The organism is Geodermatophilus sp. CPCC 205761, assembly GCF_051383655.1.
Lineage (GTDB): Bacteria > Actinomycetota > Actinomycetes > Mycobacteriales > Geodermatophilaceae > Geodermatophilus.
In genome coordinates this window covers 23,174-37,134 of record NZ_JALPKQ010000040.1, presented here as the reverse complement: position 1 = coordinate 37,134, position 13,961 = coordinate 23,174, and the positions used below count along the sequence as shown (strand labels likewise).

Below are 13,961 nucleotides of genomic sequence, written 5' to 3'. Positions count from 1 at the left end.
AGGAGTCCAAGTGAGTACCTTCTCGGGGCTCAACACGGCGACCACCGCCCTCTGGGCGCAGCGCCGCGGGCTCGACGTCACCGGCCAGAACATCGCCAACGTCAACACCGCGGGCTACTCGCGTCAGCGGGTCGACCTGCAGGCGGTCGGCGGCACCCCCGTCCCGGCCTTCTACTCGGTGAGCAGCGGCATCGGCTCCGGTGTCTCGGCCGACCAGGTCAACCGCATCCGGGACGCCTTCCTCGAGGGGCGCGCGCACGCCGAGTACGGCAAGACCGCGCAGCTCACCGCCGAGGCCAACGCCTACGGGCTGATCGAGCAGGCGCTGCGCGAGCCGGGTGACACCGGCATCCAGAGCCAGCTCTCCGACGTGTGGGCGGCCTGGGGCGACGTCGCCAACCACCCCACGGACGACGCGGCCCGCAGCCAGCTGCTGCAGCGGATCGGCACGCTGGTCAGCGGCTTCCAGGCGGCGCGGTCGGCGATGGACGGCCAGTGGGCGCAGAGCCAGGAGAACCTGGTCGCCCTCGTCGACGAGGTGAACGCCGTCGCCGGCGACGTCGCCAAGCTCAACGACTCGATCCTGCGGGCGACCCTGGACGGCAAGCCGGCCAACGAGCTCGCCGACCAGCGCGACGTCCTCGTGCTGCAGCTCGCGGAGTCCGTGGGGGCCACGGTCCGCCCGGCCGACGACGGTTCCCTCACCGTGTTCGTCGGCGGGGTCACCCTCGTCTCCGGTGCGACGGCCACCAGGCTGGCGGTCGAGGGCGCGCGCGAACCCGACGCGCTGACCGCCGACGGCGCCCCCCGGGTCGTCACGGCGTCCGGTGGCACCACGCTGGGCGTCGGCGGGACCGCGGCGGGCCAGATCACGGTCCTCGCCGACATCCTGCCGACCGCGCGCCAGCAGCTCGACGACGTCGCGAGCCTGCTGGCCACGCAGGTCAACGCCGTCCACGTGACCGGCCACGGCGTCTCCGGATCGACCGGCCTCCCGCTGTTCGACGCCGCGCCACCGGCCACCTCGGTGACCGCGGCGAGCATCCGGCTGAACCCGGCGATCGGGCCGGACGAGGTCGCCGCCGCCCAGGAGGCCGGGAGCACCGACGCGGAGATCGCCGACCTGATCGCGAACCTGCGCACCGATCCGGCGAGCGCCGACGCGCTGTACCGCAAGAACATCGTCGCCTTGGGCGTCAACGCGGCGGTCAGCAGCCGGAACCTCGACATCCAGACGGTCATCACCACGAACGTCGACGCCGCCCGCGAGTCGGTGGCCGGCGTGAACCTCGACGAGGAGATGTCGAACATGCTCCAGTTCCAGCACGCCTACTCGGCGGCGGCGCGCATGGTGACCGCGATCGACGAGTCGCTCGACGTGCTGATCAACCGCACCGGCGTCGTGGGGCGCTGACCTGATGCGCATCACCCAGCGCGCCGTCGCGCTCACCAGCCTCCAGGGGCTCAACCGCAACCTGGACGCGGTCGGCCGGCTGCAGCAGCAGCTCACCTCCGGCCGGCTGATCAACGCGCCGTCGGACTCGCCGACCGGCACCAACCGGGCCATGCAGACCCGCGGGGACATCGCGGCCACCGACCAGTACGGCCGCAACATCACCGACGCGAAGACCCAGCTGCAGGCCAGCGACTCGGCCCTCACCACCATGCTCGACCAGGTGCGCCGGGTGCGGGACCTCACCGTGCAGGGCAGCAACGCCGGCGCCCTCGGCGCCTCCTCCCGGGAGGTCATCGCCACCGAGGTCGACCAGCTGAGGGCGAGCCTGCTCGACCTGGCCAACCAGAAGCTGCAGGGCCGTCCGCTGTTCGGCGGGGTCACGACCGGGTCGATCGCGTTCGACGACAGCGGCGTCTACCAGGGCACCGGCAAGGACGACCTGAACGTGTGGCGCCGGGTGTCGGACACCGAACGCGTGCGTGTCGACATCACCGGCGCGGAGGCCCTCGTGACGGAGTCCGGCGACAGCCTGTTCCAGGTGCTCGACGACATCTCGGCGGCCCTGCGGTCCGACCCGCCGAGCACCGACGACCTCGCCGACGGGCTCACCGCCCTGGACGGGGTGCGCGACACGATGCTGGCGGCGCTGGCCGACGTCGGTGCGCGGGCCACCCGCATCGAGAACGCGGCCCAGGTGACCACCGACCGCTCGCTGACCCTCTCCAGCCGGCTGGCCGAGACCGAGAACGTCGACCTGCCCAAGACGATCATGGAGCTGTCGATGCAGAAGGTCGGCTACGAGGCCGCGCTGTCCGCCACCGCCAAGGCGCTGCAACCGTCGCTCGTCGACTTCCTGCGCTGACCGGGGGACCGCCGTCATGACCCTCGCTGCCGTCGCCACGCTGCCGCTGCTCGGCCTCACCGAGCCCCTGGCCGGCTTCCCCGGACACCGGGACTACGTGCTCGTCACCGCCGACGGCGACGGGCGGCTGTTCTGGCTGCAGTCCATGTCGCCCGACGGGCCGCGGTTCCTCGCCATCGACCCGGGCATGTACTTCCCGGACTACGCGCCGGCGTTGCCGGCCGCGGTCTGCGCCGACCTCGGTCTCGAGCACCCCGCGGAGGCCCGTCTGTACTGCCTGGTCACCGTGCCGCCGGAGGGTCCGGCCGCCGCGACGGCCAACCTGCGTGCCCCGCTGGTGGTCAACCCGGCCAACTGGCGGGCGGCCCAGGCGGTGCTGACCGACGCAACGCATCCGATCCGGCGCCCCCTGCGCCGATAACCACTGGGGCGGCCTCAAGCGGTCCGCTCCGGCCGTCTTCCCATCCACCAGCCACGGACGGCACACCCACACCCATGGAGGGGTTCACGTGCTCACTCTCACCCGCAGCGTCGGCGAGACCATCCGCATCGGCGACGACATCGAGGTCCACGTCGTCGAGGTCCGGGGCGGCACCGTCCGCCTGGGCTTCAAGGCCCCCCGCGAGGTGACCATCCACCGCGAGGAGGTCTACCGGCAGATCGCCGAGGCCAACCTCCTGGCCGCCCAGGTCACCGCCGACACCCTGGGTGCACTGGCCGCGTTCGCTCCGGCGCCGGCCGACACCCCCGAGGCAGTTGCCCCCGCGGATCACGGAACGGTCACGGAGGGCGCCGCCGGCTGACACATCTGGTCGGGAGCGCACCCCCCGGCACTGGCGAGATGTGCCGACGACCGCATCCGTGGTCGTCGGAAGGCCCACGACACGGGCAAGACCTGCCGAAGAGGCCGCCCGACAACTGCGTACCGCACAGCGAGTGTTGTGCCCTTTCCGGGCACTCGATGCGCGACAGTTGCCCCAAGCACGTCACAGGGGGCGATGAACATGCAACACAGCGCAGTCAACGGGTCCGGCACCGACGCCACTCCGACCGCCGCCACCGAGGACCAGGAGACGGTGGTCGTCCACGTCCAGCTGCGGCCGCGTCGTGGCTCGACCCGGCGGTGCCTGGCGGCGCTGGCCGAGCTGGCCGGCGGTCACCCGGACGTGTCGTTCGAGCTCAGCGGCGTCAGCAAGGACGACCGCGTCGTCCGCGTGACGATCGGCGTCGAACTCGGCCCGCGCGCCGCCGTCGCCCGGTTCTCGCCGCAGGCCCAGGCCGCCTACGCCTTCGTGAGCGAGCTCTTCACGTCGCTGTACGACCACATGCCGGTCTACACCGTCGAGCCGAGCGGTGCCGAGCGCGCCGCCGCGGCCGACCTCATGGCCCGCCTGGTGTCCGGCCCCGCCACCGGCGCCGCGCCGGCGGCCGGCGTCCTGGCCGCGGCCCTGCCCGCGCCGCGGCAGGCCCGCCCGGCCGAGCAGATCCTCGCCTGACGAAGGACCCCGTCCTCCTCACCGCTCGCAGGCTCGCGGCGAGCCTCGGGACGGGGCCGGGCCCCTGGACGGGGCCGCCGTCTGTCTTCCCCACAGTCGCTCAGGAGTTCCGGTGCCCCAGCTCGTCCCCACCACGATCGACGCCCCCGCCGACCGCGCCGCCGCCGCGCGCAACCGCGCACCGCTGGTGTTCGGCGGCATCCCCGAGGCCGAGGGCTGGATCCTCGCCCCGATCACCCCCCGCGACCGGGTGCACTTCCGGGTCGACCGGGAGCTGCCGCTGGCGGAGTTCCGCCGCGACCTGCCCGACGGCGTCACGGTCAGCTTCGACCAGGGCGAGGGCCTGTACCGGGTGGACGGCGCCTGCGGCTCGGCCCACGTGCTCGCCGACTGGATCCGCGCCTGGTGCGCCGGGCGCGGCTGCACCACGGTCGGCCTGCGCGCCGAGACCGACGTCCGGCGCCGGGCGCCGCGGGACCTGCCGCCGGCGTACCTGGACGAGCTGTGCCGGCACTACCTGCCGGTCAGCCTCAAGCGACTGCAGCGGAACATGAGCACCATCCGGCTGCACCTGCCCGACCCCGACGACCTCACCCAGCAGGTCAGCGAGTGGATCCTCAAGGCGGTCGGGCAGTACGACGAGACCAAGGGCGTCCCCTTCGGGGCCTTCCTGGCCACCCAGCTGTCGAAGTGGGTGCACGACCTCGGGCGCAACGCCCACGGCCGCACCGCCGCCGACACCGAGCACAAGCAGCAGAAGGCGATCGCGGCCTTCCTCGTGGAGCACCAGCGCAAGCCCAGCGAGAAGGAGCTGGCCGCCTACATGGGCCAGAGCGTGGCCACGCTGCGCCGCAACTCGCAGACGGTCGCGACGCTCAACGGGCTGCGCAACCTGCAGTCCCTCGACGGCGGGCCGGACGCGACGGAGATCATGCTGCCGGACACCAGCGAGGCGCCGGACGAGATCATGGGCGAGGCGGAGCAGACGCTGCTCTCGCACGCGCTGACCGTCGCCTGCGCCCCGGACCCCACCGCCCGGCCGGACCAGCGGGCCGGCCAGCCCAACGTCCTGGGCTGGGCGACGTGGTACCTCACGACGTGGGGCGGGAAGACCAAGACCCAGCTGTCGGCCGACCTCGGCACCTCGGTGCGCAACATGAACGTGCACGCCGACCGGGTGGAGCGCGTCCTCAAGCAGCGGCTGTCCGAGCTCGCGGACTGAGGCGTTCCGTCGGTGGAAAAGCGGGCTCGGACGGGTCGATTGCCCTCCGCGCCTGCCGATATCACTGGCGTGATGGGTCGCACGGGTCGCCACCGGAACCGCGGACCCGTGCGTGATCCGCGAGGTGTCCGGTGAGCGCGCTCACCGCCGGTGAGCCGGCCCCCGACGTCCTGGTGCCGCACTGGCTGGCCGGGGCGGACCGGGGACAGCTGTCCTCGGTGGTCCGGACCGCGCTCGACGACCCTGGCCTGCACCCGGTCGCGGCCATCCACCTCTCCGACGTGCTGACCGAGCTGCACGTGGCGACCGTCCGCGACACGGTGTGGCCGGCCCCCGCGGCCCGGGTCCGCCGGGTGACCGGCTGGGACCCCGACGTCCTGCCGGTGCGGCTGTCGGCAGGGGAGCTGGCCAGCGTGCTGGCGCTCCCCACGCTGCCGCCGGCGCTGCGGTCGGCCCTCCTCGGAGGCCGTTCGTGAGGCCGGGCGCCACGGGACTGCTCTCCCGGCTGCGCCCGGCGCCGGTGACCGTGGCCGACCTGCGACGGGCCGCCGACGACGTGCTGCCCGCGCTCACCACGCCCACCCTCGCCGTCCGCGTGGTCGAGGACCGCGCGGACGGCCCGGTGATCGTGCTGGAGGAGGCCGAACGGCGGCTCCGCACGCCGCTGCGCGACCTGGCCGAGGACCTGACCGACGCGCGGGTCCCCGCTACGCCCGAGGCGGTCGCGCTCGCGCTCGCCGGTTGGGTCGAGGCCCGCCCCGTGCCGGACGCCGCGGCCGCGGACGCCGGCGTCGCGGTGCTCGACTGGACCGACGGCAGCGAGTCCGCGGTCGGCTGGCGGGTCGTCGTCCGCCGGGGCCCCCTGGCGCTGCCGTGGACCCCGTCGGCCGGCCTCGGGCGCTCCGGTGTGGACGCCGTCCGGACGGCGTCGGTCACCCGCGCCGGTGCGGTGGACGGCGTGCTGCGGCTCGAGGGCCCGGTGGCGCTGTGGTCCCACCCCGAGGTGCCGCTGCTGGCCTCCGCGGCGCTCGCGATGCCCGAGCGGCTGCTGGTCCGGCTGGTGGGCGCCGGTCTCGACGTCAGCGACCTGCACGTCGTCGTCACCCCGCGCTCGCCGGTGGCGTGTGCCCCGTCCGCGGTCGCGGCCCGGCTGGCCGGCGAGACCGGGGAGCCGTGCCTGCGGCTGCCGTGGTCCCGGCTGGCCGACCTGCGCTGGATCTGAGCCCAGCGCGGACTCTCGGCGCCGAGAGTGCGCGCCGGGTACGGACTTTCCGCGCCGAGAGTCCGATCGGCCGGTGCGCTCAGGCCAGCAGGCCGAACTCCCAGTGCCACGGCTCGGGCTTCTCGCCGCCCGGTCGCGCCCAGTCCGGCTGGACGAACCCGAACAGGCCCGCGTTGGCAGCCATCCAGGCCGACTGCGGCGTCCCGGCGACGTTGATCCCGCCGCACAGGTCGACCGCGAGCGCCCACCCGTGGTTCGACGTCCCCGGGACGGCGGCCAGGCCCGGCTTCGTCCTGAACGCGGTGACCTGCGCGGGCAGGGACCGGTAGGAGTCGGTGATGCACAGCGTGCGGCCGAACACGGTCTCGAAGGCGGCCGCCAGCCCGGCGTAACCCGCCGCGGCGTCGCAGCGCAGGGCGTGGCCCCGGGTGATCGAGCAGAGCGCCGCCAAGGGGATGGTCCCGTTGGACCAGCCGCCCCACGCCGGGCTGACCGGCCCAGCGGGGACCGGCGGTGCCGCGCAGGAGCCACGGCCCGCGGTACCGGCCGGGAGCGCGGCGTTGGGCTGCGCGGGAGCGGCCAGGGTGACCCGCACGGCGCCCACGGCGTCGGGCATCGAGCGGACGCCGACCTGGTACGTGGCCGCCGAGGCGGCCACGACCTGCCCCTCGCCGAGGTGGATCCCGACGTCCGTGCCACCGTCGGCGAACACGAGGTCGCCGACCTGCAGTTGCGAGAGGGGGACGGCCGCCCCCCGGGCCCACTGGTCGGCCGAGCCGGCCGGCAGGGCGTGCCCGGCGAGCAGCCAGGAGGTGGCGGCCAGGCCGCCGCAGTCGTAGGTGTCGGGACCGGTGCCGCCCGGCACGAAGGGCTTGCCCACCTGGGCGAGCGCGCTGCTCACGGCGGCCACGGTCTCCGCCGACAGCACGGTGACCGGCCGGTTGCCCGCGATCGCCCACGCCACGCCGGGGACGGGCCGGCCGGCGCCGTCCAGAGCGGGGGCGAGGCCGGTCGGCAGGCCGGCGGGGTCGGCGAGCGACGCCGCCGGCGGCGGCTCGATCCCCGCTCCGGCGAGGACGCCGAGGTACTCCTGCCAGCGGCGCACGGCCTCCTGGTTGATCTCCACCTGGGCGGCGGTCGCGGGTGCGGTGCCGAGGGCGGCCAGCTGGGCGGCGACGTCGGGGCGCAGGCCGGCGGTGACGTCCCGCGCGTCGGCCAGGACGGCGGTGGCCCGCTCCTCCACGGCGGCGACGGCGGCCGCGGCGACGGCGACCCGCCGGGTGGCGAGGTCGAGGTCGCGCTCGGCCCGTGCGGCGCGGACCACGGTCGACTCCAGCTCGCCCTCCCCCCGGTCGGCCAGCGCCGCGCGGTAGAGCACGTCGGAGGTGGCCAACGGCGTGCGCACGCTCAGCCCGAGCAGCGGGTCCCGCTGCTCGGCCGGAGCCCGGTAGAGGTCGGCGGCGCGGGTCCCGACGGCGGCCTGTTCCGCGGCCAGCCGCTCCCGCGCTGCCGCCTCCGCCGTCCGGGCGACCTGCAGCTCGGCCCGGCGCGCGGCCAGGTCCCGCTCCAGCGAGCGGTAGCGGTCGGCGGCGTCCAGGAGGGTGCCGTGGGCGGCCAGGGCGAGGCTGTGCGCGTCGCTCGGCTCGGCGGCCGACCCGACGGGCTGGGTGGCGGGCCAGAGCAGGCCGGCCACCAGGGGCAGCACCAGGCCCAGCGCCGCGAGGGACCCCCGCAGCCGCCAGCGCGTCCCTTGTCCGGCCGCGAGCCGCCGCCGGACGGTCCGCTCGGCCGGGCGGCGACGCGGAGGCGGAGGGCGGCGGCGACCCCGGGCCGCGCCCGGTGCGCCGGATCCGGCTCTCCGGGCCGCGAGGACGGCGCGCAGCGCGGCGGCCTCCTGCGGGGTGACCGGGGGTCGCGGTGTGCCGGTGGGGGACCGGCGGGTGGCCGCGGCCTCGCGGGCCGCGGCGATCAGCGCCGCCTGGCGGGCGGCGGCCGAGGGGGCGCTGCGGTGCGGCGCGGCGCCGCGCGCGGGCGAGGGACGGGGGGTTCGCGTGCGTGGTGCAGGCACTCGTTCCCCCGGCGGTCTCGTCCTACGTGGCCGGCTCCGCGGTGGACGCGGAGCGCTCAGCCGTCGTATCGACGGACGGGGGAGGTCCCCGGAGAGGCCCGGGGGCCGGGGTCACCCCTGGGGGTGAGGGTGATCTGCGGGGTGCACCCGATCGGTGGACCGCGTGAACCGGCGGTCGGCCGGCGCCCACCAGGCGCCGTGGCGGTGCTCGAGGGTGAGGCGGAACTCCTCCCCGTCCTCGGTCGACACCACGAGCTCGACCCGCGCGACGCCCCGCTCGACGCCGTCCACGGAGACCACCCGGCCGGTGGCCAGGGGCACCGGTGGGAGGACCAGGTCGTCCTCGGCGGAGGACTCGGCCATGGGACTCCTTCCCGGTCGGCGCCGCTGGTCCGGCAGCGGCGGCGGAGCGTGTGCGTCCGGCGGCGACCATGCTGCCCGAGACGCCGAGGTCCCGTCGTCCGGAGCGGACGACGGGACCTCAGCTGAGCACCGCGCCTCAGCGGTCGTTGATCTCCACGAACGAGCGCTCGGTGGCCCCGGTGTAGACCTGCCGCGGGCGGCCGATCTTGGTGGACGGGTCGGCGATCATCTCGCGCCACTGGGCGATCCAGCCGGGCAGCCGGCCGAGGGCGAAGAGCACGGTGAACATCGGGGTGGGGAAGCCCATCGCCCGGTAGATGAGCCCGGTGTAGAAGTCGACGTTCGGGTAGAGCTTGCGCTGGATGAAGTAGTCGTCGCTGAGCGCGACCTCCTCCAGCTGCCGGGCGAGGTCGAGCAGCTGGTTGTTGCCGCCCAGCTTGTCCAGCACGCGGTCGGCGGTCTGCTTCACGATCGCCGCGCGCGGGTCGTAGTTCTTGTAGACCCGGTGCCCGAAGCCCATGAGCTTGACGCCGGGCTCCTTGTTCTTGACCCGGTTGACGAACGACGGGATGTCGCCGCCGTCCTGCTGGATCGCCTCGAGCATCTCCAGCACCGACTGGTTCGCCCCGCCGTGCAGCGGGCCGAACAGCGCGTTGATGCCGGCCGACACCGACGCGAAGAGGTTCGCGTGCGAGGAGCCGACCAGCCGCACGGTGGACGTCGAGCAGTTCTGCTCGTGGTCGGCGTGCAGGACGAACAGCATGTCCAGCGCCGCGGCGACCTCGGGGTCGACCTCGTAGGGCTCGGCGGGGAAGCCGAAGGTCATCCGCAGGAAGTTCTCGACCAGGCCCAGGGAGTTGTCCGGGTACAGGAACGGCTGGCCGACCGACTTCTTGTACGCGTACGCCGCCAGGGTCGGCAGCTTGGCCAGCAGCCGCAGCGTGGAGATCTCGACGTGCTGGGGATCGAACGGGTCCAGCGAGTCCTGGTAGAAGGTCGACAGGGCGCTGACCGCCGACGAGAGCACCGGCATCGGGTGCGCGTCGCGCGGGAAGCCCTTGAAGAACTGCTTGAGGTCCTCGTGCACCAGCGTGTGCCGGCGCAGGCGGGAGTCGAACTCGCCCAGCTGGTCGGCGGTGGGCAGCTCGCCGTAGATCAGCAGGTAGCTGACCTCGAGGAAGCTGGACTTCCCGGCGAGCTGGTCGATCGGGTAACCGCGGTAGCGCAGGATCCCGGCGTCACCGTCGATGTAGGTGATCGCCGAGGTGCACGACGCGGTGTTCACGAAGCCGATGTCGAGGGCCACCTGGCCGGTCGTGGCCAGGAGCTTGCTCGTGTCGAGGCCGTCGGACCCCTCGGTGGCCGGCACCACACGCAGGGGCAGTTCTCCACCGGGGTAGCGCAGCTGTACGTCGGAGTTGCCGGCCGCGGGTGCGCTCGCTGTCTCGCTCATCAGCAGTGGACGCTACTCAGCTTCTGCCGAGCGCGCGGCCCGACCCCCGCCGCGACGGCGGGGACGGCCGCCGGGAGCGCGCCGTCCCCCTCCGCCGACGGATCACGGATGGGTCATCGAGAGGACGTCGAGCGCCTCGTCGAGCTGGGCCTCGGTGAGCTTTCCCTGCTCCACGTAGCCGCGCTCCACGACGACCTGGCGGATGGTCTTCTGCTCGGCGAGCGACTGCTTGGCGACCTTGGCGGCCTCCTCGTAGCCGATGTACTTGTTGAGCGGCGTGACGATCGACGGCGAGGACTCGGCCAGCTCGCGGCAGCGCTCGACGTTGGCCGTGATGCCGTCGACGCAACGGTCGGCGAGCAGCCGGCTGACGTTGGACAGCAGCCGGATCGACTCCAGCACGTTGCGCGCCATCAACGGCAGCGTCACGTTGAGCTCGAAGTTGCCGGTCGTGCCCGCGAACGCCACCGCGGCGTCGTTGCCGATGACCTGCGCGGCCACCTGGATGGTCGCCTCGGGGAGCACCGGGTTCACCTTGCCCGGCATGATCGAGCTCCCGGGCTGCAGGTCGGGCAGGAAGATCTCGCCCAGGCCGGTGCGCGGGCCCGAGCCCATCCAGCGCAGGTCGTTGGCGATCTTCACCAGGCCAACGGCGATCGTCCGCAGCTGGCCCGACCCCTCGACGAGCGCGTCCCGCGAGCTCTGCGCCTCGAAGTGGTCCCGCGCCTCGGTGAGCGGCAGGTCCAGCTCGCCGGCGAGCTTCTCGATGATCGCCGCGGCGAAGCCGGGCGGGGTGTTGATGCCGGTGCCGACCGCGGTGCCGCCCAGGGGCAGCTCGCCGATCCGCGGCAGGGAGGACTGCAGTCGCTCGATGCCGTAGCGGACCGCCGCGGCGTACCCGCCGAACTCCTGGCCGAGGGTGACCGGGGTGGCGTCCATGAGGTGGGTGCGGCCGCTCTTGACCACCTCGGCGAACTCCTCGGCCTTGCGGGAGAGCGAGGCCTCGAGGTGCTGCAGCGCCGGGATGAGGTCGCGCACGATCGCGCCGGTCGCGGCCACGTGGATCGCCGACGGGAAGACGTCGTTGGACGACTGCGAGGCGTTGACGTGGTCATTGGGGTGCACCGGCGAGCCGAGGGCCTCGGTGGCCAGGGTGGCGATGACCTCGTTGGTGTTCATGTTGCTCGACGTCCCCGAGCCGGTCTGGAAGACGTCGATGGGGAAGTGCTGGTCCCACTCGCCGCGGGCGACGGCGCCGGCGGCGGTGCCGATCGAGTCGGCGACCTCCTGCGGGAGCACGCCCAGCGAGGCGTTGACGGCCGCGGCCGCACCCTTGATGGCGGCCAGGGCGCCGATCAGCTCGCGCTCGATGGGCGTGCCGGAGATGGGGAAGTTCTCGACGGCGCGCTGCGTCTGCGCCCGCCACTTCGCCCAGGCGGGGACCCGCACCTCGCCCATGGAGTCGTGCTCGATGCGGAACTCGGTGCCGTCCTGCCCTGCGCCGTCCTGCTGTGGGGCCACGCTGCGCTCCCGGTGGTGTGTGATGACAGTGCTCCGTCCCAGGACCCTAGATGCCGCGCAGGTCCCGGCCCGGACCACTCCGGCGGGGAACCGGCTCCGCGGCGGGCCGTGGTCCCTGGTCGTGGCACCGGGTGACACCTACCATGCCGACCGCCGGCCCCGTACCCGAGGAGCTCCCCAGGATGTCGCAGCCGCCGTACCCGCCGCAGGGGAGCCAGGGGCCCGCGGGCCAGCAGCCCGAGCCGAGGGGCTGGCGGAAGGACGAGCCGGACCCGGACGAGCCGACCCAGGATCTCGGTCAGCCGGCCACGGCTCCGCCCGACCGGCCCGGCGGGGCCGGTCAGGAGCCCGGTGCGCCGGTCTGGAGCACGCCGGGCGAGGACGACGTGACGCAGCAGCTCGGCTCCCCGGGCGGCAGTACGCGGCAGATCCAGCCCGGGCAGCTGCCCCCGCCGCCCCCGGGCGAGCGTCAGGACACCCGCCAGTTCGAGCAGCCGCACTTCGGGCAGCAGCCCGGGTACGGCCCGCCGCCGGGTCCGCCTCCGTACGGCCAGCAGGCCCCGGGGCAGCCCGGCTACGACCCGACCCGCCAGTTCGGGCAGCCGCCCTACAGCCAGCAGCCCTACGGCCAGCAGGCCTACGGACAGCAGGCCTACGGACAGCAGGCGCCGGGGCCGCCGCCCTACGACCAGCCCGGCTACGGCGGTCCGGGCTACCCGGGTCCGGGCTACGGCCAGCCCGGTCCGGGCTACGGCGGCCCCGGTTACGGGGCTCCGGGTTACGGCGGTCCGGGCTACGGCGGTCCGGGTGGCCCGGCGGGGCCGCCCGCCGGTGGCAGCAAGCGCGGCAAGCTGATCGCGCTCGTTATCGCCGCGGTCGTCGTCCTGGCCGCCGTCGGCGTCGGGCTGTTCCTCCTGCTCGGCGGCGACGACGACCCCACGACGGCGCGGGAGACGACCGCGGCCACGTCGTCCGCGGCGCCGTCGACGTCCCCGTCCCCGTCCCCGTCGGCGTCGTCCACGTCCGCCTCGCCGTCGGACGAGGGCGACGAGGTGCCGGCGGGGCAGCCGCCGGGCGCGCTCGGCGACGACCCGGTCCTCGACGGTCTGGCGGACGCCTGCTTCGAGGTCGACTGGGCGGCCTGCGACACGCTCTACTTCGACAGCGAGATCGGCTCCGAGTACGAGAGCTACGGCGAGACCTGCGGCGGCCGCAACGAGCCGGTCGCGGGCGGCTGCCAGGAGCGGTACGCACCGGGTCAGGGCGACGCCGGCGCGATCCCCGCGGACCTGCCGCCGGCCACGCCCGCCCCGACCGGGATCGGCGACACCGACGTCCAGGCCGTGGCCGACGGCTGCGAGCAGGGCATCGTGGCCTACTGCGACATCCTCCGGCTGGCGGCGCTCGAGGACGATCCCGCGCTGGCGCCCTACGCGGACTACGGCCTCACCTGTGGTGGCCGGAACGAGCCCACCGAGACCACCTGCGTCGAGCTCTACCCGTCCTGACTCTCGCGCGCAGGCGCCCGGACCGTTCCGGCCGGCACCCGCGCTCGATACGGTCGGGCGCTGTGAGCACCGACGCCGATCCTGCCCGCCCGAACGACGTCCGCGTCTCGGACGCCGACCGCGAGGTGACCGTCACCCGGCTGCAGAAGGCGCTGAGCGAGGGCCGGATCGACCTGCACGAGTTCGGCGAGCGGGTGGAGGTCGCCTACGCCGCGGTCACCCGGGCGGACCTCGACACGGTCGTCGCCGACCTGCCGGTCGACGCGCCGCCGCCGGTGGAGATCGTCGGCACCCGGGTGCCCCGGTCCCTGACGTCGGTGTTCGGGGACGTGAAGCTCGAGGGGACGGCGGACGTGCCCCGAGAGGTGTCGACGGTGTTCGGCGACGTGCGGCTGGACCTGCGCAACCTGCGCACCGACGCCGACCGGATCGAGCTGGTGCTCGGCACGGTCTTCGGGGACGTCGACGTGATCGTCGCCGAGGGGGTCGACGCCGAGCTGCAGGGCTGGACGGTGTTCGGCGACAAGAAGACCCAGCTGGCGCCCGTGCCGCGGGTGGCCGGCACGCCCCGCGTGTTCGTCCGGGCACGGGCGGTCTTCGGCGACCTCAAGCTCCGCAGCCTGGCGCCGGGCGAGTCGCCGAGCCGCTGGCGGGCGGTCATGGACCGGCTGGCCCAGCGGCACCTGGCACCGCCCCCGCCGCCGCCCATCCCGCCGGTGCCCCCGCCGCCGCCCGTCCCGCCGGTGCCCCCGCCGCCGCCCGTCCCGCCGGCTCCGCCCGCCTGACGGCG

Annotated in this window: 14 protein-coding genes; 10 read left to right on the top strand and 4 right to left on the bottom strand. The window is 74.6% G+C overall.

Translation table 11 applies throughout. The features are described 5' to 3' along the window. The first annotated feature begins 10 nt into the window (after positions 1-10). The 8 genes from flgK (at position 11) to MY526_RS20665 (ending at position 6,258) form a co-directional block, all read left to right on the top strand. On the top strand, positions 11-1,414 hold the full coding sequence (flgK, locus tag MY526_RS20700) for a flagellar hook-associated protein FlgK (RefSeq protein ID WP_436695535.1): 1,404 nt from the start codon (positions 11-13) through the stop codon (positions 1,412-1,414). Positions 1,415-1,418: 4 nt separating this feature from the next. After that, a complete protein-coding gene (gene flgL / locus MY526_RS20695; RefSeq protein WP_436695534.1) occupies positions 1,419-2,318 on the top strand; it encodes a flagellar hook-associated protein FlgL in 900 nt (299 codons plus the stop codon). Positions 2,319-2,334: 16 nt separating this feature from the next. Further along, the gene (fliW, locus tag MY526_RS20690; protein WP_436695533.1) at positions 2,335-2,739 is read left to right on the top strand and encodes a flagellar assembly protein FliW; all 405 of its coding nucleotides are present in this window, start codon (positions 2,335-2,337) and stop codon (positions 2,737-2,739) included. A gap of 88 nt (positions 2,740-2,827) precedes the next feature. Then, the gene (csrA, locus tag MY526_RS20685) at positions 2,828-3,121 is read left to right on the top strand and encodes a carbon storage regulator CsrA (protein WP_436695532.1); all 294 of its coding nucleotides are present in this window, start codon (positions 2,828-2,830) and stop codon (positions 3,119-3,121) included. A gap of 201 nt (positions 3,122-3,322) precedes the next feature. Next, the gene (locus tag MY526_RS20680; protein WP_436704967.1) at positions 3,323-3,814 is read left to right on the top strand and encodes a hypothetical protein; all 492 of its coding nucleotides are present in this window, start codon (positions 3,323-3,325) and stop codon (positions 3,812-3,814) included. Positions 3,815-3,926: 112 nt separating this feature from the next. Then, positions 3,927-5,036 (top strand): flagellar biosynthesis protein FliA, encoded by a 1,110-nt coding sequence (locus MY526_RS20675; RefSeq protein WP_436704966.1) that lies wholly within the window; start codon positions 3,927-3,929, stop codon positions 5,034-5,036. A 131-nt stretch (positions 5,037-5,167) separates the two neighbouring features. Continuing rightward, entirely contained in the window at positions 5,168-5,512 is a 345-nt protein-coding gene (locus tag MY526_RS20670) for a hypothetical protein (RefSeq protein ID WP_436695529.1), read from the top strand. Beyond that, a complete protein-coding gene (locus tag MY526_RS20665) occupies positions 5,509-6,258 on the top strand; it encodes a hypothetical protein (protein WP_436695528.1) in 750 nt (249 codons plus the stop codon). Before MY526_RS20670 ends, MY526_RS20665 begins: the two co-directional genes overlap by 4 nt. 79 nt (positions 6,259-6,337) lie before the next feature. On the opposite strand, the gene MY526_RS20660 is transcribed toward MY526_RS20665, so the two are convergent. The 4 genes from MY526_RS20660 to MY526_RS20645 form a co-directional block, all read right to left on the bottom strand. Next, a complete protein-coding gene (locus MY526_RS20660; protein ID WP_436704965.1) occupies positions 6,338-8,326 on the bottom strand; it encodes an NlpC/P60 family protein in 1,989 nt (662 codons plus the stop codon). A 111-nt stretch (positions 8,327-8,437) separates the two neighbouring features. Next, on the bottom strand, positions 8,438-8,689 hold the full coding sequence (locus MY526_RS20655) for a hypothetical protein (RefSeq protein WP_436694848.1): 252 nt from the start codon (positions 8,687-8,689) through the stop codon (positions 8,438-8,440). 136 nt (positions 8,690-8,825) lie between these two features. Next, on the bottom strand, positions 8,826-10,142 hold the full coding sequence (locus tag MY526_RS20650; protein ID WP_436694847.1) for a citrate synthase: 1,317 nt from the start codon (positions 10,140-10,142) through the stop codon (positions 8,826-8,828). A 102-nt stretch (positions 10,143-10,244) separates the two neighbouring features. Beyond that, entirely contained in the window at positions 10,245-11,663 is a 1,419-nt protein-coding gene (locus MY526_RS20645) for a class II fumarate hydratase (protein WP_436694846.1), read from the bottom strand. 182 nt (positions 11,664-11,845) lie between these two features. Between MY526_RS20645 and MY526_RS20640 the strand changes: the two genes are divergently transcribed. Both MY526_RS20640 and MY526_RS20635 read left to right on the top strand, forming a co-directional pair. Next, complete coding sequence (locus MY526_RS20640) at positions 11,846-13,171, top strand: hypothetical protein (protein ID WP_436704964.1); 1,326 nt, start codon at positions 11,846-11,848, stop codon at positions 13,169-13,171. Positions 13,172-13,233: 62 nt separating this feature from the next. After that, positions 13,234-13,956: a DUF1707 SHOCT-like domain-containing protein gene (locus MY526_RS20635; protein ID WP_436694844.1), complete on the top strand. Its 723-nt coding sequence runs from the start codon at positions 13,234-13,236 to the stop codon at positions 13,954-13,956. Positions 13,957-13,961: the final 5 nt, after the last annotated feature.